This is a genomic window from Paenibacillus sp. FSL H8-0457 (assembly GCF_038051935.1).
In the GTDB taxonomy this organism is placed as follows: domain Bacteria; phylum Bacillota; class Bacilli; order Paenibacillales; family Paenibacillaceae; genus Paenibacillus_AQ; species Paenibacillus_AQ lautus_A.
In genome coordinates this window covers 1380682-1405111 of sequence record NZ_CP150293.1, presented here as the reverse complement: position 1 = coordinate 1405111, position 24430 = coordinate 1380682, and the positions used below count along the sequence as shown (strand labels likewise).

At 54.6% G+C, this 24430-nt stretch carries 19 protein-coding genes; 6 read left to right on the top strand and 13 right to left on the bottom strand.

Annotated features, from left to right (window positions below; genetic code table 11):
- Positions 1 to 53 precede the first annotated feature (53 nt).
- The 3 genes from MHI43_RS06020 to MHI43_RS06010 all read right to left on the bottom strand — a co-directional run bounded on the left by MHI43_RS06020 (position 54) and on the right by MHI43_RS06010 (position 3301).
- Positions 54 to 878 carry a carbohydrate ABC transporter permease gene (locus MHI43_RS06020; RefSeq protein WP_009594969.1) on the bottom strand — a complete coding sequence of 275 codons (825 nt, stop codon included), beginning with the start codon at positions 876 to 878 and terminating at the stop codon, positions 54 to 56.
- 63 nt (positions 879 to 941) lie between these two features.
- Positions 942 to 1907, bottom strand: coding sequence for a sugar ABC transporter permease (locus tag MHI43_RS06015; RefSeq protein ID WP_012819332.1), 966 nt, complete (start codon positions 1905 to 1907; stop codon positions 942 to 944).
- A 29-nt stretch (positions 1908 to 1936) separates the two neighbouring features.
- Entirely contained in the window at positions 1937 to 3301 is a 1365-nt protein-coding gene (locus MHI43_RS06010) for a sugar ABC transporter substrate-binding protein (protein ID WP_012819331.1), read from the bottom strand.
- Between the two features lie 194 nt (positions 3302 to 3495).
- Here MHI43_RS06010 and MHI43_RS06005 point away from each other — a divergent pair, with 194 nt between their 5' ends.
- Together MHI43_RS06005 and MHI43_RS06000 are read left to right on the top strand one after the other, a co-directional pair.
- A complete protein-coding gene (locus tag MHI43_RS06005; protein ID WP_036662234.1) occupies positions 3496 to 5364 on the top strand; it encodes a sensor histidine kinase in 1869 nt (622 codons plus the stop codon).
- On the top strand, positions 5342 to 6403 hold the full coding sequence (locus MHI43_RS06000; protein ID WP_012819329.1) for a response regulator: 1062 nt from the start codon (positions 5342 to 5344) through the stop codon (positions 6401 to 6403). Before MHI43_RS06005 ends, MHI43_RS06000 begins: the two co-directional genes overlap by 23 nt.
- A 16-nt stretch (positions 6404 to 6419) precedes the next feature.
- On the opposite strand, the gene MHI43_RS05995 is transcribed toward MHI43_RS06000, so the two are convergent.
- A complete protein-coding gene (locus tag MHI43_RS05995) occupies positions 6420 to 6947 on the bottom strand; it encodes a GrpB family protein (RefSeq protein WP_036662233.1) in 528 nt (175 codons plus the stop codon).
- Between the two features lie 186 nt (positions 6948 to 7133).
- A complete protein-coding gene (locus MHI43_RS05990) occupies positions 7134 to 7682 on the bottom strand; it encodes an NAD(P)H-dependent oxidoreductase (RefSeq protein WP_012819327.1) in 549 nt (182 codons plus the stop codon).
- Between the two features lie 248 nt (positions 7683 to 7930).
- Between MHI43_RS05990 and MHI43_RS05985 the strand changes: the two genes are divergently transcribed.
- The 4 genes from MHI43_RS05985 (at position 7931) to MHI43_RS05970 (ending at position 11293) form a co-directional block, all read left to right on the top strand.
- Positions 7931 to 8314: a helix-turn-helix domain-containing protein gene (locus tag MHI43_RS05985; protein ID WP_012819326.1), complete on the top strand. Its 384-nt coding sequence runs from the start codon at positions 7931 to 7933 to the stop codon at positions 8312 to 8314.
- 371 nt (positions 8315 to 8685) lie between these two features.
- Positions 8686 to 9231 (top strand): PadR family transcriptional regulator, encoded by a 546-nt coding sequence (locus MHI43_RS05980; protein ID WP_012819325.1) that lies wholly within the window; start codon positions 8686 to 8688, stop codon positions 9229 to 9231.
- Between the two features lie 44 nt (positions 9232 to 9275).
- The gene (locus MHI43_RS05975; protein ID WP_036662231.1) at positions 9276 to 10427 is read left to right on the top strand and encodes an MFS transporter; all 1152 of its coding nucleotides are present in this window, start codon (positions 9276 to 9278) and stop codon (positions 10425 to 10427) included.
- Positions 10428 to 10666: 239 nt separating this feature from the next.
- The gene (locus MHI43_RS05970) at positions 10667 to 11293 is read left to right on the top strand and encodes a DUF3298 and DUF4163 domain-containing protein (protein WP_012819323.1); all 627 of its coding nucleotides are present in this window, start codon (positions 10667 to 10669) and stop codon (positions 11291 to 11293) included.
- Between the two features lie 119 nt (positions 11294 to 11412).
- Here the strand turns inward: MHI43_RS05970 and htpG are convergent, their stop codons facing one another.
- The 8 genes from htpG to MHI43_RS05930 form a co-directional block, all read right to left on the bottom strand.
- A complete protein-coding gene (gene htpG / locus MHI43_RS05965) occupies positions 11413 to 13290 on the bottom strand; it encodes a molecular chaperone HtpG (protein ID WP_036662229.1) in 1878 nt (625 codons plus the stop codon).
- A 249-nt stretch (positions 13291 to 13539) separates the two neighbouring features.
- Positions 13540 to 14781 (bottom strand): MFS transporter, encoded by a 1242-nt coding sequence (locus MHI43_RS05960; protein WP_036662227.1) that lies wholly within the window; start codon positions 14779 to 14781, stop codon positions 13540 to 13542.
- A gap of 54 nt (positions 14782 to 14835) precedes the next feature.
- On the bottom strand, positions 14836 to 17937 hold the full coding sequence (locus MHI43_RS05955) for a glycoside hydrolase family 2 TIM barrel-domain containing protein (protein ID WP_155989871.1): 3102 nt from the start codon (positions 17935 to 17937) through the stop codon (positions 14836 to 14838).
- Positions 17938 to 18084: 147 nt separating this feature from the next.
- Positions 18085 to 18897 carry a carbohydrate ABC transporter permease gene (locus tag MHI43_RS05950; RefSeq protein ID WP_012819319.1) on the bottom strand — a complete coding sequence of 271 codons (813 nt, stop codon included), beginning with the start codon at positions 18895 to 18897 and terminating at the stop codon, positions 18085 to 18087.
- Entirely contained in the window at positions 18894 to 19907 is a 1014-nt protein-coding gene (locus MHI43_RS05945; RefSeq protein WP_012819318.1) for a sugar ABC transporter permease, read from the bottom strand. The genes MHI43_RS05950 and MHI43_RS05945 overlap by 4 nt, the downstream gene beginning before the upstream one ends.
- A gap of 23 nt (positions 19908 to 19930) precedes the next feature.
- A complete protein-coding gene (locus MHI43_RS05940; RefSeq protein ID WP_036662226.1) occupies positions 19931 to 21208 on the bottom strand; it encodes a sugar ABC transporter substrate-binding protein in 1278 nt (425 codons plus the stop codon).
- 141 nt (positions 21209 to 21349) lie between these two features.
- Positions 21350 to 22525, bottom strand: coding sequence for a response regulator (locus MHI43_RS05935; RefSeq protein ID WP_049788674.1), 1176 nt, complete (start codon positions 22523 to 22525; stop codon positions 21350 to 21352).
- On the bottom strand, positions 22503 to 24248 hold the full coding sequence (locus MHI43_RS05930; protein WP_012819315.1) for a sensor histidine kinase: 1746 nt from the start codon (positions 24246 to 24248) through the stop codon (positions 22503 to 22505). Before MHI43_RS05930 ends, MHI43_RS05935 begins: the two co-directional genes overlap by 23 nt.
- Positions 24249 to 24430 lie beyond the last annotated feature (182 nt).

Below are 24430 nucleotides of genomic sequence, written 5' to 3'. Positions count from 1 at the left end.
CGTCTTTCATCCTTTCGTCTGCATTTTCGCCTTCTCAAGCGCTGAATACGCCGTTATTTAATCCCGGCCATATTATGGTTCTGCACAAAATATTTCTCGGCAAACAGGAATACCAGCAGGATCGGAACGAGACTGACCAAGGCCGCCGCAATCATGAGCTGTTCATTGCCGGTCCACTGTCCGGACAAGGAGAGTATGCCGATCGGCAGCGTATACTTCTCGTTCGAGGTCAAATAAATGACAGGCGTCAGAATCTCGTTCCACTTGCCCATGAACGTAAAGATCGCCAGCGTTGCCAGCGTGGGCCTGGCCATCGGAATGAAGATCCGCAGATAAATCTGGAACGGATTGCAGCCCTCCATCTTGGCCGCTTCCTCATACTCTTTAGGTATATTCATAAAAGCTTGCCTCATGAGGAAAATGCCAAACGGTTGAGCCAGCCATTCAATGATCCACAGCGGCGTGAGCGTATCCAGCATGTTCAGTTTGTTAAAAATGATGAAATGCGGGATGATGATGACCACCGCCGGAATCATCATCGTCCCCAGCACCATCACGAACAGCGCGCCTTTCAGCGGAAAGCGCAGCCTCGCGAACGCATAGCCGACCATCGAGCAAGAGATTAGTGCGCCGATGACGGACAACGCGGCCACGAAGATGCTGTTTAGCGTGTAGCCGCCAATATTCCCAAGCTGGAACACCTGGGCGTAATTGGACCATTGGAATACTTCGGGAATCCAGCGGGGCGGAACCGTTGTATATTCCCTGTAAGTTTTCAATGAATTCATAAGCGCCGACAGAAACGGCACGATCATGATGAGCGAGCTGATCCCGATCAGCACGTATCCGATACTTTTTCCCAGCAGTCTTCTTCTCATTTGAGGCTCCTCCTTCCTCAGGTGCAGTTCCGCATTTGCAGTAGTTCCATCTTGAACGCCGGATCAGTCATAATGCACCCATTTCTTTTGAGCGCGAAGCTGTATGAGCGTCAGCAGGAACAGGATCATGAACAGCACCCAGGCAATGGCGGAAGCATAGCCCATCCTCATAAACGTGAACCCTTCGCGATATAAATACAGCATCATGACCAGGCTCGAGTTATTCGGGCCTCCCGCCGAGCTGATGTCGCCCCTGCCGGTCAGCACGTAGATCTGTTCGAATGCCTGGAAGGTAGAGATCGTGCTCATGATGACAACCAGGAAGGTGGTCGGCGAGATCAATGGAACCGTAATGTACCGGAATTTGCGCAGGGCTCCTGCGCCGTCGATTTCCGCGGCTTCATACAAATCGCCGGGAACGCTCTGAAGCCCCGCCAGATAAATGACCATGATATAACCGATCCCTTTCCAAACCGCAATGAAGACAAGCAGCGGGATGGCCAGCTTCGGATCCTGCAGCCAGCCTTGCCCTTCCAGCCCCAGCTTGGCAAGCAGCGTATTGGCTAAGCCGAAGCGAGGATTGAATACGGCGTCGGCGACGTACAGGATGACGGTCCATGAGGAGATCACCGGGATGAAATGGGCCATCCGAAACCATTTAAGCCCTTTCAATCGCTGGTTTAACGCGACAGCCAGCACGAGCGCGAGAAAGGTCTGGAGCGGCACGAACAGAACCGCAAAATACAGGGTATTCCACAAGGAACGCCAGAACATCGAATCCTCGGCCATGCGCCGGAAATTATCCAATCCGCTCCACTCGGGCGGATTCAGCATATCGTAATCGGAAAAGCTGAAGTACAGGGATGCGGCGAGGGGACCCGCCACAAAAATGATAAAGTGGAGAAGATAAGGGGAGGCCATAAGCAGCCCCCATCTCCCCTCATGATCCCATTTCCGTTTTCGGGCGGGCTTTCCATGCGGCATCGGATCGGCTTTGAGTGCTGCATTGTCGTTTAGCGTATTGTCCATTTCACTCCCGCCTTTCTTCTACCCTTGATTTATTTTTTATAAAAATCATCGAGGACCGCCTGAACGGCTGCGTCCGCTTCGCTTAACGCCTGATCGACGGTTGCATCGCCCAAGAAGGCTCGCTCCGCATTTTCGTTGAATTTGCCCACCCATTCTTCCCATACCGCGTTGTTGTCGAGCGTTTGGGCGAATTCCAGACTGTCCAGGAAGGCCTGGCGGTTAGCCGGCTGCTCTCCCGCCTTGAGGAACACTTCGGATTCCGCTACGGATTTTTTCACGGGCACGGCTTCGCCAAGCTCCGTCCACTGCTTCTGCACATCGTCTTCCGTAGCCCAGTATTTAATCCACTCCCAGGCAGCTTGCGCCTTCTCGTCGCTCGACTTCTGGTTAATCACCCACGAGTTGGCGATGACCGGGGACACCCGCTTGCCGTCAGGTCCCTTCGGCAGCAGCGTCACGTCGTAATTCAGGCCGGCTTCATTCGCTGCCTGCACCCGGGCATAAATGCCGATCCGCATGGCGGCCGATCCGCTTGGGAACACGGCGGTATTGCTCTGGAAGCTCTTCAGGTCGACCGGATCGGTAATAATGCCGCGCTGCATGCCGTCGACCATCCATTCGAACGCCTGCTTGTTCTCCGGGGAATTGATGATCGAGTTCTCTGCCTTCTCGTCAAGGGCACCGCCGCCGTAAGATTTCATCACAGAGAACCAGCCCTCGGTAATGCTGAAGAACGTAAGCCCGAACTGATTCACGCTGGCTGCGTCAAATCCGCTGTCCTCGGCTGTTTTTCCGCCGGCGTCCACCGTCAGCTTGGCTGCCGACGCTTTCAGGTCTTCCCAGGTCCATTCGTCCGTAGGATACGCTACGCCTGCTTTATCGAACAAATCCTTGTTGTAAAACAGCACGCCGACCTGAATGCCCTGCGGCACGCCCCAATAACGTCCGTCCGCGTCCTTGTTGAAATCGAGACCGTAGTACTCGTCGGCTTTCAGATCCTTGGCAATCCAATCGGTCAGATCCTTGGCTGCACCGCGCTGGGCATATTTCATGACGTAGACGCCGTCGGACAGCCATACGTCCGGCGCCTGGCCGGCCGCGATCTGCGTATCCAGCTTCTGATAGAACTGCCCGTAAGGCGCGCTCTGCGTCTTCACCGTAATGTTCGGATGCTTTTCCTCGAACTGCTCGATCAGCTCCTTCATCTTCGCATCGGAGCTGTCGCTCGAATAATATCCGAGCAGGATTTCTACCTTCTTATCTTCCCCGCCGCCTCCGGTGCCGGGAGATGCGGTGCCGGTCTTACCATCGCCGGCATTGCCGCATCCGCTTACAATGATGGATATCAGCAATAAGGCCGTTACCCAGCTGTAGAACCCTTTTCTCTTTTTCACTAATCGTCGCCCCCTATTAATGTTGAAATGGATTAATGAGATTGTAGTTGATAACGACCGTCAGCGCCCATGTACTTTCTTATCCCACTTGTGATTTCTTGCCGCGGCATCATGGTTTTTTATTTACAACTTGTGTTTTTTTGCTACAATGTTCCTTACATTCCTTACTTCAAAGCCAGGAAGGCGGAAGAGCGATGAACATCCAAGGCGTTTCCATCGGTAATCTGACCATTAACCAACGATTGTTCGTGCTGATCATCCTATTCATTGGCCTCCCCTTCTTTCTGCTCGGCAGCTTCTGGTACCAGTCGTCTACCGAAGCGATTGAACAGTTTGCCGCAGGCGCCAACAAACGTATCATCGAGCAAACCAACGTCTCGCTGGATTCTTACATATCCAATCTGGAGAATTCCACCTATCCCTTTATCCATAACCCGCAGATCCAGCAATTTCTCTCGACCACGGAGCTCACTCCGTATGCCTATTTTCAGCTTGCCAAAAAAGTGGAGGACGACTTGTTCGCCCAGATGATCTACGGGAGATCGGATATCATCGGGATCTCGCTCGTCGCCGAGAACAAGCGGCAAATTACCGATTACGAAAGCGCGCCGGGACTGCTCGATATGAGCGAAATCCGCAAACGCAACCGCTCCTTTCAAGCGCAGCTGGACCAATACAACGATTTTCAGATCATCGGCCTCAGCCGGGTAGGAAACACGCCTTCCCTCACCGTCGCCCGGAAGCTCTATGACAATTCATCCTTTCTCTATAAAGGCTTATTGATCGTCGACCTCAATCTGAAGCAGATTGGCGCCATCTGCTCCAACGATTCGCTGGGCGGCTTTGACGTCTGGATTATGGGCGGCGACGGGCATATGATCTACCATCCGAATCCGAAACAGATCGGGGCCGAAGTCGAGCCCGGGCTGTTATCGCGTATTCAGAACCGGGACTCCTCCTTCTTCCGGCATCAAGACGCGGTATCGGGCACCGAGAAGATGGTCCTCCATGAACGATCGCAGATCACCGGCTGGACGGTTGTCGCCGATCTGCCGCTGAACAATCTCATCGGCGATTTAATCACCCAGCGGAACTACTCGCTTGCGGCCGCGTCGATGCTCTTGATCATAGCATTAGCGCTTGTTGGCGGTTTTTCCTTGTCCTTGACAAGGCCGCTCTCCATGCTGCAGAAGTTGATGGCCCGCGTCGAGCGGGGCGATTTCGTTCTTCCCACCCATATGAACCGGTTCCGCAACAATGAAATGACGGCCGTGTTTCAAAGCTTCTACAGCATGACGGGAGAGCTGAAGCGGTTGATCCGGGAGGTCCAGGATTCCCAGCTGAAGGAGCGGGAGCTCATAATCAAGCAGAAGGAATCCGAGCTCCGCTCCATGCAGTCCCATATCAACCCGCATTTTTTGTACAATTCGCTGGAGATTATTAATTCATATGCCATCGCGGACGATCATATGGAAATCAGTCGCATGACGCGGGCGCTGGCCCATATGTTCCGCTACAATATCGGCCATGCCGGATCCGTTGTGCCGCTCCGGGAGGAAATGACGCATGTCCAGTATTATCTGGATCTTCAAAGCGCCCGGTTCCGCAAGCTCCGAATCGATATGGACGTGAACGAACGGGATCTGGATCGCGTGAACGCCGTCAGGCTGACGCTGCAGCCGATCGTGGAGAATGTGTTCATCCACGGATACCGGGGCAAAAAGCCTTCCTACCTCGGAATAAGCTCACGCGCGGAGGCGGGTTATTATGCGATCGTGATCCGGGACAAAGGGGTGGGCATGACGGCGCAAACGCTGCGGCAGATCAGGCGAATCCTGCAATCCGGCAAGAAGCCGGAAGGTGGCACCCTGCGAAACGAAGGGGACGAAACCACCAGCGGCATCGGCCTCTTAAACGTCCATCATAGGCTCCAGCTTACCTTCGGGGACGAGTATGGGCTGTACCTTGTGGAATCCGTGCCCTCGGAAGGCACGATATTTGAAATCAGACTGCCATATAAGACTAGCGAGGAGGGACATCATGTACCGGATCATGATGATTGATGACGAATACGCCATTCATTTGAGTTTGCGAAAGCTTGTCGAGAGGTCGGGTCTTCGGATTGAGGTTGCCGGCGAAGCCGAGGACGGGGTTGAAGCCTTGGAAATGCTGGAGAACAGCCGGCCGGACATCATCGTGACCGATATTTGCATGCCTGAAATGGATGGGCTGGAATTTATTCGCCGTGTCCGTGAATCCCATGCACAGATGCATTTCATTATCCTGTCGGGCCACGACAACTTCGAATTCGCGCGTCAGGCCATGCGTTATGGCGTATCGGATTTCCTGCTGAAGCCCATCGACCCGGCGCAGTTCCATGCAACGCTGGAACGTGCCTGCAGGGAGCTGGATGAGCGGAAAGCGCGATTCTCCCGCCAGACGAAATGGACGCTTGCGCAGCAGCGCCATAAAGCCAGGCTCGCCGAGCTGCTGTGGTCTGCCGAGGAGCGGGAGGCCTTGGAACAAACCCATGAGATCATGGCCCTTTTTGAGACGATGGGACCGAAAGAGGTCAGCCTGTCACGGTACGCCCATATGCTGATATCGGAACTGCTGTCTGCGCTTGAAGAACGCGGGTTGATGCTGAACATGGACACCGGTGAGGAGCAGTGGGCGCAGGATGATCCCCTTGCCTGCCGCCGCCAAACAGAGGATAAGGTCAAGGAAATGCTGGCTTTGATTAAAGGCTCCAGAAATCTGGGATCCCGCCATAATATCCAAAAAGCCAAACGATTCATTGAAGAAAACTATGCGATGGAGGATTTGTCCTTGCAGGAGGTAGCCGATTCGGTGGGGATGTCGGTGACGTATTTAAGCCGTACCTTCAAAAGCGAAACCAATATGAACTTCGTGAAATACCTGGTGCAGGTTCGCATGGAAAAAGCGAGGGAATTGCTTGCGGAATCTGAGCTTTCCGCTCAGGAAGCAGCCTACCGCGTCGGCTTTTCGGACTATGTCCATTTCAGCAAGACGTTCAAAAAATTTCATGGCCTCACCCCTTCGGCGTACCGAAAGCAGTGCAAGGCCATGAATGGAGGATAAAGCAGGCGGGTGTTGATTAGCTTGTTCTCCCGTTCTTCCACTCCTTTGCTCTGGCAAGAAGCTGCTCAACGAACGCATTCTTCTCATCGGAGTATCGAAGCAGGGTCCGGGCTCCTTGCGAAACGATCCGCCGCTTGATCTCGCTGTAACGCTCGGCTTCCACGGCATGAGCCCGGAGGTAATCCCGAATTATGATGTTATGGTTCCAGATGTCGCCACGGTACGACACGATATGAACGTTATAGGCGAGCTCTCCTCTTTTGCGGAGGTAAATGCGGGCGGTGATCCCGGATTCGCCCAAGTTCTCGTAACCCATAGCAGCCAGTTTGGGAAGGATTTCATCCGTATGCCGGGTGTTCTCCACGCCCACCAGTATATCGACGATGGGTTTGGCCGTCATGCCCGGTACGGACGTGCTTCCGAAATGTTCGATCGCAGCCGTATAAGGACCGATCTCCCCGATCAAGAGCCGATGTTCGTCGTTAAACCGATCCGCCCACTGCTTGTCATAGGGCTCCAAGTGAATGGCTTCGTCAATGGTCATGAAGGAACCTCCTTCGAATTGGTACGTACGTGCTGGTGAAGCTCCTCAAGCCAAAAGTAGCGGGCCCGTAAAAGGGCGTAGGGTACAGCTTCAGGCCACGCTCACGTAATCAGTATGACTCCATCATGCCCTATATGGTTTTAATCGACAAGAGCCAGTGTGCTATGCTTTATGGTCAAGCATGCCTTAATATCGACTTTCCACGACGGCAGGTGCTAGAACCTGCCGCGCATACCTCCCGGCCTCCGCCCGAAGTGTTTCATCGCTTACCCGTTCTACGTTATAGGTCACGAAGGCAGGCAGATAATGGACCTTGCACCGCTTCAACGTGGCTTGAATCGGCCGCAGCAGCTCACTCGCGGTGTACCAATTGTCCCCACCTGCCTGATACCCTTGCTCCAATCCTGCCACCGTCGTGGCCAGCATGAATTCCTTGCCCTTCAGATTGTTGCCTTCCGGCCCGAACGCCCAACCGAAGGTCAGCACGTCATCCATCCATTTCTTCAGCAGAGGCGGGCAGCTGTACCAGTAAAACGGGAATTGGAACACCACCCGATCGTATTGAAGAAGGAGCTGCTGCTCGCGCTCGATATCGATAGTCCAATCCGGGTACTCCTTGTAAAGATCCCGGACATCTACATTTCCATTCGCATACAGCCCGTCGTGCTCCATCAGCATCCGATTCGCTCGCGAGTTGTCTAAATTCGGATGAGCCACAATCACCATGGTTTTCATACTCAGGTCTCTCCTGTCTCAGTTGATTTGTTTGACACCCCCATTATGTTTCGGATCGGTTTCGTTGAAAAGTACGCTCTTTTTCTGTACTTAGTCCGCTCTGGCGTACCTAATCATCCCATGCATAGTACGATAAAACGTACTAAGTACGAATAAGAATAGTACTGGGTTTAAACGGAATCCTGTGCTACATTACTATCATCCAAGAAACAAGATCGATCACACACTTCCAAGCGGGAGATGAGAATATGAGAACAAACGATCAACGGCCTAACACCGACGGCATCCTGACCACGCTGCAATTAATCGGAGGCAAGTGGAAACCGCTGATTCTGTTCATTCTGCTGCAGGACGGAACCAAACGGTTCGGGGAGCTTCGGCGTCTGCTTCCGGGCGTGACCCAAGGCATGCTGACAAATCAGCTCCGTGAACTGGAACAGGATGGGCTGGTCGTACGCAAGGTATATCAGGAGATCCCGCCCAAGGTGGAGTATTCCGTCTCGGAGCACGGGAAGAGCTTGGACAGCGTACTCACCGACATGTGCACCTGGGGATTTCAGCATCAGGAATATGTCAACAAGGTCAACGAACAGTCTGATGAGAGCCCAGGAAAAAATGCAGGCGGACTGTAACGAAAATAGCAAGCCGGAACAAGGGGCCGGGGATTGCTCGAAATATCGATCTCTTCGCATTCTTCAAGCCGTTCCTCTTGGGATCGGCTTCACCGGCTGCTCCTCTGCAGGCGGGTATTTCGTATAGTGCGTTTCATCATAAAACTCCCTTTTAACCCACAAATACTCCCTTACCTTTTTTCGTGTATCGAAAAAACATTTCAAACCGCTCTCTGCTTATCTTCACCTGTCACATGTCTGAATGAATAAGGGGCAAGCGGGTGGACCGCAGCTTGAAAATGAATCACGGAAATTCACTTCCACGTATTGCTTTTTTGCGTCGATACGATATATATTTATATCGAATCGACATATCATTGGAGGCGGTCTGTATGTATGAAATTTTTGTTCTGGGCGAATTAATGACCGGGGACAAACACGGTTACATGCTTCAAGAGATTCTAAAAAATGCAGGCGGGCCTTACCGCCAGATCAGTTCCGGAACGTTGTATCCCCTGCTCTCCCGGATGGTGGATCACGAGTGGATCCATCTCAGTCTGGACGGGTCCGGCGGAGGCAAACGCCCCCGAAAAATCTACGGGATTACCGATTCCGGCCGGCGGAAGTTTTTCGAGCTCATGGAGAAACCACTGGAATACAATATGGATACGGAGCAGATGTTCCATTTCAAAATGGTCTATTTCCGGTATGTTCCGAAAAGGGTTCGACTCGACTGCCTGCAGCAGTATTTGATTTATCTGGAGACCAACCTGAAGCATGTGACGGATTTTGAAGCGGAGATCGCGTTCTATAAACCCGAACCGGAGAAACAGCGATTACAATTGCTGAGGGTGCTGGATCACCGAAAGCAGATGGGGATGACGAATATCGAGTGGATCAAGAAAGAAATAGCGGCTGTTAAGTCCGAAGAGGACTAGCCTTCAAGCGTTGTCGCATTTGATATCATGGAGGGGATTACTGGATGGAACGTTTATGGACGAAGCCGTTTATTCAGATGACGGTCGGAATGCTGTTTCTGTTTACGGGCTTCTATCTGCTGCTGCCCACGCTTCCGCTGTATATCAAGCATCTGGGCGGCTCCGAGACCCAGGTGGGCTTGGCGGCCGGCGCATTTACGCTGACGGCGGTGGTCTTTCGCCCCATGGTCGGGGGATTGGTGGACCGGTACGGCAGAAGAGCTTTTTACGTTTGGGGTCTTATCTTCTTTGTTCTTTCGATGTACCTCTACGATTGGGTCGGCAGCATCCTGCTTCTGCTTGCGCTGCGGATTTTGCACGGCGCGAGTTGGGCTTTCTCGACAACCTCCATCGGGACGGTCATCACGGATTTAATCCCGATCTCCCGCCGCGGGGAAGGCATGGGCTGGTACGGTATGGCGATGACGGTAGCGATGGCCATCGGCCCGATGCTAGGTACTTATATCGTGAGCGGGTATTCGTTTCGGACGTTGTTTCTGGTCGCTACCGGGCTCTCCCTGATTGCCTTCATACTGGCCTACATGACCAGAGCCCCTTACCAAGCCAAACCTTCGGCAGGGCGAATTCAGCTGGTCGAGAAATCCGTTCTGCCAGTCACGGCCGCCATCTTTTTCCTGGCGGTTGCCTACGGTGGAATTACGACCTTTCTCCCGCTGTTTGCCGAGTCCATCCGGGTCAATCCGGGAACCTTTTTCCTGGTGTACGCCGTCGCTCTTACCTTGATCAGGCCCTTTGCCGGGAAGCTGTCGGACCGTTTCGGCGAAGCGGCCGTCATCATTCCGTCCCTTGTCATAACGGCCGGTGCCCTGATCGTCTTAAGCCAATCGAGCGGATTGCCCGGACTGATTACCGCCGCCATTCTGTACGGCATCGGTTTCGGTTCGGCCCAGCCCGCCCTTCAAGCAGCCACCCTGCGCATTGCGCCCGAGAACCGGAGAGGCGCAGCCAACGCCTCGTTCATGACGGCATTCGATCTCGGCATCGGACTTGGCGCTATCCTGTTGGGCCTGGTCTCCGAGCGTATCGGCTATGCCTATCTGTTTACGGTTACGGCAGTGTCTGTTGTCGTATCCTTGGTCATATTTGCGGTCTTTGTAAGAAGTCTGCTTACGTCTGTCGCTGCAGAGAAGGAGTGAAGGCTACCCATTCTCAAGCAAACGCCCGCGGACTTGGACCGCCGCGTCGTATCGGAGCGTTCTGTCGCAGTGGAGCACTCTGCCTGACCGAAGCCGTTCTGCCGGGTTGACCGAGCTGCCGTCCCTCTAAACCCGCCAGCCTCGGAAGTCCGAACTTCCGCCCCCTCCGGCTTGGTAACCTCCGAGCCCGCTTCCGAATAGGCTAACCTATCTGATGTTAGATTGGAGCGATGGTACGCATGGCGCAATATGTACCGCCGGTGAGCATCCATACTCTCACGCATACGGCACCCGGTCTCGTGATTCATTATCCGCAGGTATACGGCCTCATGAATCCTGGAGCAGAAGAAGCCATCAACCGGGCCATTATTCTTCAAATCCAGGATATGCAGCGTGAACAGCAGCAGGTTCAGACCGGCACCAACCCGCAAACGACGGGCAACTTTGAGATTAAAACGAACGAGCGCGGCATTCTTAGCCTTGTGCTGACCAACTACACCTACTCCGAGCATATGGCGCACGGGTATACGGTGACAAAAGGACTGACCTTCTCCACGGCCACCGGACAATCCTATGCCTTATCCGATCTGTTCCGCCCGGGCTCCGGCTATCAAGCCGTCTTGGCCGCCGAAGTGAACCGTCAGATCAAGGAACGCGGCATTCCCGTGCTGGAGAACGTTCCGGTTACCGTTTCGCCGAATCAAGACTTCTATCTGGCCGATAAGTCGCTGGTCATCTTCTATCCGCTGTATGCCATCACGCCATACTATGTCGGCTTTCCGATGTTCCCCATATCGGTATACGACCTCTTGGGCTTGGCGCCCGAGAACGGATTGTTATCGGATCTTGCCGCGGACGTGGCGTAGGAAGCAGCAGCGCATTCAGGCGATATGCAGCAAAAAAAAAAACAAACCCGATTCCCTGGCGCCTTACGCCAAAGCATCGGGTTTGTTAGTTATCATCGCATGAGTTTTGCTACTACGGTTTACACCATGATTTTGCAAATATCGTTCGTGAATTCCACCGGATCGGCAATCGGCAAGCCTTCGATCAGCAGCGCCTGATTGTACAGCAGATTCGTGTAGAGCTTCAGCTTATCCTGATCCGCTTGCAGCGCCTTCAGGGACTGGAACACCTCATGGTTCGTGTTGATCTCCAGCACCTTGTCGGCTTGGATATCCTGCCCGTTCGGCATCGCCTTCAGGATTTTCTCCATTTCGATCGAGACATCGCCCTCCGTGGACAGGCATACCGGATGGGATTTCAGTCGTTTGGAGGCTTTGACGGACTTCACCTTGCCGGCCAAGAGGCTGCCCATGGCTTCAAAGAGCTCCTTGTTGTCGCTCTCCTCGGCTTCATTCTCCTGTTTGTCGGCCTCGGAATCGATGCCGAGATCCCCGCTGGATACCGATTTGAATTCCTTCTCCTTGTATTTCATGAGCATCTTGATCGCAAACTCGTCGACATCGTCGGTAAAGTACAGGATTTCATAGCCCTTGTCCAGCACCATTTCGGTCTGCGGGAGCTTCTCGATCCGGTCGATGGAGTCGCCGGAAGCATAATAGATATACTTCTGATCCTCCGGCATTCTTGACACGTACTCATCCAGCGAAACCAGCTTCTTCTCCTTGGAGGACGTGAACAACAGCAGGTCCTGAAGATCTTCCTTGTTCATGCCGTAATCGTTGTAAACGCCGAATTTCAGGCCTCGGCCGAAGGATGCGAAGAATTTCTCGTAATTCTCCCGCTCGTCCTTCATCATGCCCTGCAGCGCGCTTTTCACTTTGTTCTTGATGTTCTTCGCGATCAGCGTCAGCTGGCGGTCATGCTGCAGCATCTCCCGGGAAATGTTCAGCGACAGATCCTCCGAATCGACCATCCCTTTCACGAAGCTGAAGTAGTCCGGCAGGAGGTCTCCGCATTTGTCCATGATCAGAACGCCGTTGGAATAGAGCTCAAGCCCTTTTTCGTATTCCTTGGTGTAATAATCGAACGGCGTATTCTCTGGAATGAACAGAATCGCGTTATATACCACGGCACCATCCGCTTTGACGTGAATATGTTTGAGCGGTTTATCGAAACCGTAACGCTTCTCGTTATAGAAGTTGACGTAATCCTCGTCCGTCAGCTCGCCTTTGTTCTTGCGCCAGATCGGCACCATGCTGTTGATGGTCTGCTCTTCCTGAACTTCCTCGAACTCGTTCTCGGCATCTGCCTTCGGACGCTGCGTTTTCACGTCCATTTTGATCGGATAACGGATAAAATCGGAGTACTTCTTAATGATCGCTCTTAGGCGGTATTCTTCCAAATACTCGTCATACTGATCGTCTTCCGTGTTCTCCTTGATCTTCAGCACGATCTCGGTTCCGACGGAATCCTTCTCGGCAGGCGTAATGGTATACCCGTCCGCGCCTTCGGATTCCCATTTATATGCCTCGTCGCTGCCCAGGGCACGGCTCGTCACGGTAACGACGTCGGCCACCATGAAGGCGGAGTAGAAGCCCACGCCGAATTGACCGATGATATTGTGTCCGTCCTTCGCTTCATTCTCGCTCTTGAATGCAAGGGAACCGCTCTTCGCGATGACGCCGAGGTTGTTCTCAAGGTCTTCCTTGGTCATCCCGATCCCCGTATCGGCAATGGTCAGCGTGCGGTTGGCTTTATCCGCGGTAATCTTAACGTAGTAATCCTCTTTATTAAAGGTCAGGCTGTCGTCGGTCAGCGCTTTATAATAAATCTTGTCGATTGCGTCGCTGGCATTCGAAATCAGCTCGCGCAGGAATATCTCGCGCTGCGTATAGATGGAGTTGATCATCATCTCGAGCAGCCGTTTGGATTCAGCTTTAAACTGTTTTTTCGCCATGAAAAAATCTCCTTTCCAATCTGAACGAGGTTTCTTTTAGCACTCTTTACAACAGAGTGCTAACACTTCTTCTATTTAAACATGTACCAATTTTTGATGTCAATATGTTTGGAGACTTTCATGACTCAAACGCGGCAGCAACCTTTGATCGGCGATGCAGAAGATTTCGGATGAATCCCTGGAGAACGGGCAGCAAGCGCCGAAAGGGCTGTCTAAAAAGGAATCCCCTTTTTAGACAGCCCTCCACATTCATGGCTCGATGCTGCTATTTATTCTCTTGGATAAAACCGGACGAATCCACCATGCGTAATACAAGCCGCATAGAAGCAGCGCTCCGGCCGTGGCCAGGAAGGGGAGCCGATAATCCTGCCGGGCCAGGATCAGTCCGGCGACAAAGGTTGCCCCGGACGAGCCTAAACTCCGGAATACCGACCGCATGCCGGCGTACAAATTTCGCTCCTTCTCATTAAAGGCCGACATCAGCAGACTGTCCAGCAGATTGGACAGCATGGTCACGCCACCGCCCCGCAGCAGGAACAGCCCGACGAACAGCCAAACGGGGAGTATCATGTACAGCGCGGAAAACAGCAAAATATTAACGATAAATACCGAGATGATGGCCGTGTTATATCCGAACCGCTCCATGACGTACGGCGTCATCAATGAGCATATAAACAGCAGGATCGCGCCGATGGCCAGAATCAGGGATACCTGGTCGTCCATCCAATCCAGGCGGAACTTCACGATGACGTTCAGGAAGGAGCCGGTCATCGCGATGCAGCCGCCGAGCAGCGCCGTAAACACGGCGAACAGCCACAAGGTTCCGGAGGATAGAGGTCCCATTAACCTGGACCATCCTCTTGAAGGCGAAGCTGCCGCCGCTGCCTCTTCCAAAGCCTTGTGCTCGACAGGCAGCCAGAACGCCCGGATGATGCCGTGAAGCACTAGCACCAGCCCGGTCAGCAGAAGCGACACTTCATAGCCCCTGCTTCCTTCGAACCCCTTCGAGATATATCCGGCCGCGAGCGTTCCGAGTCCCGTAAAAGCCGTAAAGACGGCAAACATCAGGGAGAATGCACGGGCTTCCTCTTTACGGGACCGGCAATAATGGAAGAGAAGCTGGATCTCCGTTGTCTCCACCAGCGTCAACCCGGCAGACACCATGACTTGAGCGGCATAGAACCACAGCAAATCATCGCTGACGGCAAACAGCACATTGCCTGCGGCGATAAAGAATACGCCGGTAACCAGCAGTTTTTTTCTTCCTGTCCGGTTGGCGAGCAGGGATACCGGAATGGCGAGCACGCCCATAATCAGAATGCCCGTCGACACCAACGCGCCGATCTCGTCTTCCCTTAGCCCCCGGAAGAGCAGATGCAGATTCAGGACGAGTGTATAGAGGCCGATCCCGATGCCGTAGAAGGCCTCGCTTATCAGGAACCGGCGCACCCCCGTAGACAGCTGCAGCAGGTCTTTGATGTAAAAGGACATGTTATTCCCCTTCTCCAGAAAATCCGGTAACGATATGAGATGAACATCACCGGGTTACTCGTATAATCCCGCTTCCGAGCGCATCCGCCGGCTCAGCCTTACAGGATCGGTATCCTCGGCAGCGTAAGGCTTCAACAGCATGCGGAACGAGAACGGCTCCGGCTTGATCGAGTGCTCGGGAGCCTGTGCCGGACCGCAGCTGTTGCTGCCAAGCCCGTTCTGCCGGTAATCCAGATTCAGCGTAATGAAACGCTGCGGAACCAGATCGCTGGCATGCGCGGCAGACTCCACGTCCTGATCGGTGTAGCGGCTCGCACTGAAATTAAGGGAGAGGTCGCCTACGGCAAGAAGCCCCAACCCCGCACCATCCGCCAGCGAGACCCAGCGGACATCCGAGCGGTTCCCGTTTTCCTGCGGATAGATATAGGGCGTAAACAATCCGTCCACGGTGCTGCGGTATTCCCCGAACCGTCCCGCTTCCAGGCTGTCCGGGTAGCTTTCCCCAGGTCCTCTGCCGTACCACCGGACATGTTCCATGTCGCCCGCGACTTGCATTTGCAATCCGATTTTGGGCAGCATGCCGGGCGGCGTGCCGATCGGCTCACCCTTCACGTCTATGATGATCAGGCCGCTGGAAGTGATCGTATATGTCGTTTCGCAGCGGAAGCCCCAGTCGTATACCGGCGGAGCGATGCGGGAAACTCGCTTTACCTCAACACATTCCCGGTCCAATCGCTTCCATTCGAAATGATCGACCCGCTCGGAGAGCCGGTCCAGATGGGCCTTGCGCCAATCCGGAAGCACGTACATGTCGTTATCGATCGGCGGACGCCAGAAATTCAGCGCCGGTCCGCCAAGTGCAATTCTTTTGCCATGCATGGACAAGGTTTCGAAGCCGGCATGAAGGGCGCTGAGGGACAGCTGAGAGCTTCCATTCCCAACGTGCAGGCCATGCTTCTCCTCGCTAATCTGCAAAGCTCCCCGCTGTAAGGCAGCCGTCGGCTCGAATTCGGGCTTCGACGATTCCCGCAGCAGAAACTGGGACCATGCCACTTCATGTCCCCGTTCCGCCCAGCGGCAGTCCGCGGCCAGCGAGAGGGATACCTCCAGCCACAGCTCGGCAAACGGATTCACGCCTATTGTCGCTTGCTCCAAGGCCTTCAGGAGGCTTAGCTCCGCGCTTGTGCCTGCTTCGATGCGGGGAAGGTCCAGCGCTTCGCTGTGGACAAGCTTTCCATCGGACAGCACCCGGTAATGGGCCTGCAAATGATCCAGCGAAATGAAATCATAGCGGTTCATGATATGAAGCACACCGTGTCTTCGCATCGACATGCGGACAGGCTCAATGACCTTTTTGTATTCCAGAAGTCCGGGTGAAGGCGTCCGGTCCGGACGGACCAAACCATCGATGACGAAATTGCTGTTGTTCGGCACATCGCCATAATCGCCGCCGTACGCATAATCCATCCGGCCATCGGGTGTCCTTCTGCTCAGCCCGTGATCGATCCATTCCCAGACGAAGCCGCCCGCAAGCCGGGGATGCGCTTCAAAGGCATCGAAGTAGGGGCGCAGTCCGCCGGGCCCGTTGCCCATCGCGTGCGCGAATTCGCACAGAATATGCGGCTTGGGATGATCGGCCATTTTGCCGAAGCCCTCCATCTTCTCGACGGAGGAATACATGGTGCTCACCACGTCGCACACCTCGGCTTCGCGGTCCTCCTCGTAATGGATCAGCCTCGTCGGATCATGCTCCCGGCACCACTCCGCCATTGCTCGGAAATTGCAGCCGAAGCCGGATTCGTTGCCGAGGGACCAGAACAGCACGGACGGATGGTTCTTATCCCGCTCCACCATCCGGCGGACGCGGTCCACGTACGCTTCCTTCCAATCCGGATCGTCGCTTAAACGGGAAATGTTGCCGAGCGGCTCGAAGCCGTGGGTCTCCAAATCCGTTTCTTCCATGACGTACAGCCCGTACACGTCGCACAGCTCGTAGAATCGGGGGTCATTCGGATAATGCGCCGTCCGCACGGCATTGATGTTGTGCTGCTTCATCAACCGGATGTCCTCCAGCATCGTGGACAGGGTGACGGTTCGGCCCGTATCCGGATGATGGTCATGGCGGTTGACGCCTTTCAGCAGGATCGCCCTGCCATTAACGAGGAGCTGTCCGTCCTTTACTTCGATGGAGCGGAACCCGACGCGCTGCGCCACCGTCTCCAGCGTCTCCCCCTGATTATCCAGCAGGGTGATCACCAGATGGTACAGCGCCGGTGACTCGGCACTCCATAAATCCGGGCCCGCCACCTCGATCTCGAAATTTTCCACGGAAGAGTGTCCGACGTCTTTGCCGGTTGACCCCATCTCCGCTCCAGCACCATTCAACAGCCGCAACTGGACGGAGCCGCGCTCCGTGCCTTCCAGCTCTAATCGCACCTGCAGCTTCGCGTTCCGATACTCTGCATCCAGCTCGGTCGTTACGCGGAAGTCGTTGACGCGAAGAGCCGATGGCTCCGCGATCAGGTATACGTCCCGGAAAATGCCGCTCATCCACCACATGTCCTGGTCTTCCAGATAGCTTCCATCGGACCATTGGTATACCCGGACGGACATCTTGTTTACGCCGGGCTTCACATAAGGCGTCAGATCGAATTCCGAAGTCAGCCGGCTCCCCTGGCTGTAGCCGATAAACGACCCGTTCAGCCACACATGGAACGCGCTGTCCACCCCGTCGAATTTGACGCAAATTTTTCTGCCGTCCCAATGCTGCGGAAGCTCGAACTCGCGGACATAGCTGCCGGTCGGATTCGCATTTGGCACATGCGGCGGGTCCACGGGGAACGGATAGTACAGGTCCGTGTAATGCGGATGCCCGTAGCCCTGCAGCTGCCAGTGTCCCGGAACCGGGAGGTCATCCCAGGCCGATACATCATAATCCTCCCCATAAAATGCTTCCGGAGCGCTCTCAGGCTCCTCGGCATAGTGGAATTTCCACACCCCATTCAGCGATTGGTACCAGGCCGAGCTGCCTCTGTCATAACTGAGCGCTCCGTCCGCATCCGCGAACGGAATGAAATAGGCCCGGCTTTTTGCCCGATTTCGTTCCAGCACGCTCAGGTCATCCCAGTCGCGGCCGATACGATGGTCTTTCATCATGTCTCTCCATCCTTTCCCAAGCGGTCTAAGCTTCTAGAGGTCGTTCAAAAAGCCATCTTTCCATGACTTTTTGAACACGCACTTCTATGTTCTGATGCTGCTTCAAGCTCCATATCCATTGTGGATGCCTCTTATCGCCAGCACCGTTTACCCCTTGATCCCCGTTGTGGCGATGCCGCCAACGATATAACGCTGCGCGAAGAAAAAGACGGCCAGCGGCGGAATCGAGATCAGACAGGTGATGGCCATAATGGATTGCATGTCGACGCCGTGCATGCCCTTGAATTGGGATAACCCCAGCGTCAGCGTATATTTCGTCTGGTCGTTCAGGAAGATGAGCGGGCCCAGGTAATCGTTCCAGCAGCTCATCATATGGAACACGGCCACCAGGATGAGCGACGGACCCATCAGCGGCACGATGATCCGCAGCAGAACCGTCATTTTGCCCGCCCCGTCAATCGTTGCCGCTTCATCCAGCTCCTTCGGCAAGGTCATGATGAACTGGCGCAGCAGAAAAATGAAATAAGCGGAGCCAAACCAGGACGGAACGATGAGCGGTTTGAGCGTATTGATCCAGCCCAGGTAATTGAACTCCATATACTGCGGAATCATGGTCACTTCCCAAGGAATCATCATGGTGGCAAGCACGATCAGAAACAGCGCGTCCCGCCCCTTGAATTGAAACCGGGCAAACCCGTAAGCTACCAGCGTGCACGAGACGAGCTGCCCGAGCGTCGACAGCAGCGTCACAATCAGCGTATTTTTCAAAAACAGGTTAAAGGGCTGAATGCTCCAGGCCTCCGCGAAATTGCTGAACCTCCACACGGATGGAAACCATTTCGGAGGAAACAGATACAGCTCCTGCTGCGACTTCAGCGCCGTCGTGACGGCCCAGAAGAGCGGAGCAATGAACAGCAGCGAGCACAGAATGAGCAGTGCGTACGTGATCACCTTTTTCATACAGAACCTCCCTCCCTGCTGGCTTGAACCCCTTGCTTGGCACGCTTCGGCTTCGCCTTCTCCTTCTTTGTCTTCATCTCGCCCTCATAGAACACCCAGGCCTCCGAAGACTTGAACACGAGGAACGTCAGCGTCAGCACGATCAGGAACATGAACCAGGCGTTGGCTGCGGAGTACCCCATCTTGAAGTATTTGAACGCATTCTCGTACATGTACATCGCATAGAAAAACGTCGACTTCAGCGGGCCCCCGCCCGTGAGCAGAAGCGCCAGCGTCAGCTGCTGGAACGCGGCAATGATGGACGTAATCAGGTTGAACAGCAGCGTCGGCGTGATCATCGGAATGGTCACATTGAAGAACTGCCGAATCTTGCCCGCCCCGTCCATCGAGGCCGACTCATACAGGTCCTTCGGAATTCCCTTGAGACCCGCCAGAAAAATAAGCATCATCGAGCCCTGTCCCCATAGGCTTGCAATGACCATGGCGACCAGGGACCACTTCGTATCGTTCAGCCAGTCCGGCCCTTCGATGCCGACCAGCGATAAGAAATAGTTCAGGATCCCGTAATCCCCGCTGTATACCCAGGACCAGATCATGGCGAGGGCCACGCCGGAAATGACCGACGGCAGGTAGAAGGCGGTGCGGAAGAACGCGCTTCCTTTTACCTTCTGATTCAGCAGCATGGCAAGCCCCAAAGCCACGATGATGTTCAACGGCACGAACAAAGCCGCGAATTTCAGCGTAACCAGCAGCGATTTCCAGAACAGCGGATCGTTCGAGAACATCTCCACATAGTTGTCGATGCCGACAAAGGTCACTTGGCCTACGATCGGCCAATCAAAAAACGAAATGACGAGGGAGAACAGCAGCGGGCCAAGCGTGAAAACCAGGAATCCGAATATCCATGGAAAAATGAAGAGGTAGGGCACGGCCCCACCCCAACGTTTTGGTCCAAGTCGCTTCGGGGCCGCTGTCTGCTGTTGTGGGTAAGGCACTTGCGTTTGGGCCATATTCGCGAACCTTCTTTCTTCGTTTATTTCAAATAGCGTTCGCTATCCTTCACCGCTTGGTTCAGAACCTCCTGCGCATCGCTGCCGAACATGACGGATTCCACGGCTGCCGACAGCTGGCGGTTCACTTCGTTCCATTTTGGATTCAGCAGAAAGGCCGGCGTATTGTCCGAGCGCTCCAGCATCGTGTAATACGGCTTGTAGAGCGGATCCTGGTCCTTCTTCAGCTCGTTGACCACGCTGACCCGGACCGGAAGGTCGGCCACGCGCATTTTGATCGCTTCATCCGATACGTAGAACTTGATGAACTCCCACGCCAGATCCTTGTTCTTGGAATCCTTCGCTATGGATAATGCGGATTCGGCCAATACGCCCTTCACTGGCTTGCCCTCGAAGGCCGGCATCTCCACCGTGCCCACATCGATTCCGGCTTCCCTGAAGGATTCCAGCGGCCAGATGCCGCTCTCCCACATGGCAATCTTGCCCGCTTTGAAAATATCCTCCCCGCTCTGCTGCCCTTTGCCTCCGGTCAGGACCGCCGAGCCGTTCTTGAGCATATCGCCCAGCATCTGAATGGCTTCCGCCGTTTCCTTGCTGTTCATGTAGCCTTCGATCGTTGTGCCGTCCTCCGAGATGAAGGATCCGCCGTTGCTCCATACGAACCCTTGAAGGTCATACGTATCGTTCTCGGCCCGTACGCCGAAGCCGTACTGCTTCTTCGATTTATCCGTCAGCTTCTGGGCGATTTCCTGGAATTCCGCCCATGTCCATCCATCGCTCGGGTAAGCAATGCCCGCATCGTCGAACATCTTCTTGTTGTAGTACACCACCCGGGTCGTAAAGCCCGCCGGGATTCCGTACAGCTGATCGTCGATCTTGCCGTAGTTGAACAATCCCTGGTAAAAATCATCGATGTTCAAATCCTCGTCCTTGGACGCGTAACCGTCCAACGGCTCCAAGGACTGGTGATACGTCGGAAAATCCCACATGTACATCACGTCCGGCGGATTGGCTGCGCCGAATCCGGCGGCCAGCTTCTGATCGAATCCGTCGGCATAGGCCTCGACCTGCACCTTCGTGCCGGGATGCGACTCTTCGAACTTCTTGGCGATCTCCTGCTCGATCTTCAGCGCATCTCCCGTATCCCATGTCGCGAAACGAAGCGTCGTTGCCGCCTCCGATGAGCTTCCGTCCGGCTGCTTCGCGCTGCCGGTCCCGCCGCTGCCGCCGCATGCGGCCAGCAGCGATGCCATTAACGTCATAACCGAAACCATTGCGATCCATGACATTCTCTTTTTCATATTGTCAGCTCCCCTAAAGTATTGAGTTGATATGAATTGAACCGCTTTCATCATAACTCGGATGAAAGCGGTTCAAAACGTGCGCTGATTCGCAGATGATCGTATTTTTGTTCGAACTTTAGCCCGCGGGTGTTCATTTGTTTACGATGATTCCCCTTTTTGTTCGGCACGGTATTGGCTTGGCGTCTGACCCGTGCAGCGCTTGAACCATTTGCTGAAATATTTGCTGTCTCCGAGTCCCGTCTTCTCGGCGATCTCCTGCATCGTTAAGGAGGTTTCGCGCAGCAGGCCGTAAGCAAGGCGGAGCTTGCGCTTATATTGGAACGCGATGAAGCTGTCGCCGACCGTTTTCTTGAACAGGATCGAAAAATGGCTGCGGCTCAGCCCCACCTGCTGGGCCAGCTCCGCTGCCGACCACTCGTCCGCGGGATGTTCGTGCAGCAGATGAACCGCCTGCAGGATCGGCTCCGGCCACTGCTCTCCGCTCAGACCGTACACCCGCTCCAGCTCGGCTTCCTTGTGCAAGGATTGAAAGGCTTTCTGCACATCCTCCGAGTCCTGAAGGCCTCCCCTCCAATTCCAGGCAAGCTTCCCGCATCGGCTCTTGATCTCCACCAGCAGCCCGTCCGCCGCTTCCTTATGTTCATCCGGCACGGCCCAATAGCAGCTGTCCGCGCCGTACGGGACCCGCTTGCTGCTGCGCAATCCCGGCTCCTCGGAGCCCTGCTCCTTCAGCAGGTGCTCCCAACTGCCGCTGCAGCCCGCCGTTTTGATCAGATACAGCGAAATGCGCTTGCCCTCTCCCAGCCCGGCGCGGCTGCAAAGCTCCCGGAGTTCGCCGGGGAAACGGTCGCTGTGCCCGTTAAGCCAAGCAAACAAATGGGCGGAAACCTGTTCTTCCAGCCCGTACACGTTGGCCGGCGCATCAGACAGCTCGCGTTGAAATTTACCCAGCATCGCTTCGAGCTCTTCGTCCTCGAAGGCGGTTTTCAGCAGATATCCGGACGCGCCAAGCCGCATCCCTTCCTGGGCATATTCGAAATCCCGGTGGCAGCTGAGCAGAATGATCCGGGTTTCCGGCGCAGCCTCCTTCACCTTCCGGGAGAGCTCGATCCCATCCATCTCCGGCATGACGATATCCGTAATGACGACCTGCGGCCGAAACTCCAGAAAAGCCTCCCAAGCTGCCTGGCCGTTGGGGCTGTCCGCCACAACTTCCATCCCGAACCGTTCCCAGGGCACCGTGGAGCGGAGTCCCTTGCGCACAATGCTTTCGTCGTCGGCAATCATCACTTTAATGTTCCCTGTATTCATCATAGAAAGACTCCTCCCTTTTCGGCCAGCGTATGATGATCGTTGTTCCTTCTCCCTTAACCGAATGCACCTTCAGTCCGTAGAGCGGACCGAAATGCAGCTTGAATTTCTGGTCGGCGTTCCGCACGCCAAGCCCGCCGCGGCCCTTCCGCTTCGTCTCCGGCGAAAACAACCGCGCCAGTTTGTCCTCCCTGATGCCGGCTCCGTTATCGCGGAGTGTGAGCACAAGCTCGTCATGATCCTCCTCGACCTTGACATGGATCTCTCCCTGCCCGTCCGTAAAGGCATGGAAAAATATATTCTCGAACAGCGGCTGAAGCGTCATCCGCGGAATCAAATACGGCAGAAGCGAATCATCGCAATCCAGGCGATAACGAAATACTTCGCCGTACCGGATTTCCTGAATCTTCAGGAAGTGGCCGATCATGCGCAGCTCCCTGTTTAGGGTAACGAGCTCCTGGGAAATATCCAGATTTCCCTCCAGCACCATCGTCAAATGGTACAGCATCTGGCGAATGTCCTCCGCGCCTTGCAGCCGGGCCTTCCACTGGATGGAATTCAGGGTGTTGAACAGCAGATGGGGGTTGATCTGATAATGGAATGCGCGCAGCTCGGCCTCTTTTTTCAGCCGCTCGCTCTGCTCCACCTCGCCAATCAGGGTCTGCACGCCCGTTACCATCCGGTTAAAACTCATGTCGAGGCTGCCCAGCTCATCCCTCCCCTCGATCGGCGTACGGGTATCCAGCTTGCCGAAGCTTACCTTCTGCATCGAGTCCTTCAAGGTCCGGATCCGCGAAGTGAACCGGGAGGAGAACAGATAGGCGATGCCAAAAGCGAGCAGGCAGGAGACGATGGCAACAACCATCGTGTTCGCCCGGATCACGTCCGAGGATTGATAGAACGCCTTGGCGGGAATTCTGGCTTCCATGGTCCATTGGTTGGCGTCAATCGTCCGGGTCCAGGCCACATCGCTGTCATGGGGCGTATACGGAGCGTCCGTCTCATACACGACCGTGCCGTCCGGCGATGTAATAAGCAGGTGGGCATGCGTGTCGGCCTCGAACTTGGCATAACTTCGCAGCAGCTCCTCGGCGTTCTCCTCGATCAGGATGACGCTGCCGTTCTGAGCCTTGTCCGGGTGATGGATCGGCACCGCCAATCCTAGGACAGGCACGTTGTCGCTATCGCTGTTATTAATGGAATGATCCTGCGGATAGAAGCCCAGCCAATAGGTGCCGGCATAGGCTTTCGGCCTGGCGTTCCACGCCGGGATATTGCCGAGTTTGTTCACGTCCAGGTTGTTCTCCCCATAGTAATAACCGGAGCTCGTTATGATGTAGATTCCGGCTGTCAGCTGCGTCCGCAGGGACTTCAACAACGATTCGAAATCGTTCTTCTCCATGATGTCGCCATAGGTGGACGGCGTCCCGTTCCCGATTCCCGAATGGCTCGGGTCCAGCAGGTAGGAATAAATCGTCTCCGCCGTCTGCTTCATCCGCCCCAAAGCCGAACTGGTCTGCTGCTCCAGCTGCGCTACGGCATTATCGCCGTATTTGCCGAACTGGGAGTTAATCACTTTAGCGGATTGCACATAGGAAAGTCCGCCAAGCGAGAACAGCGGAATCAAGGTGACGACTAAAAAACAGGTAAGCAACTTGGTTCTTATACTGTGATAGGTGCCGGTGAACATCCGTCCGGCTCGGTCTTTGATTCCCTGAAAATTCATGATTACTCTCCCCATTGTCGTATCGAATCGTATCGTGAACATCCATCCGATCGTTCGCCATGCGGCTGTACTGCTTACGAGATCCCGTGATACCGCTTTCATTATAAACCTGAACAAAGGGCTTGTAATTAGGCGGCAACTGGAAAATGAGAGGAAACGGAAAAAGCACCTCCTCCGCAAGG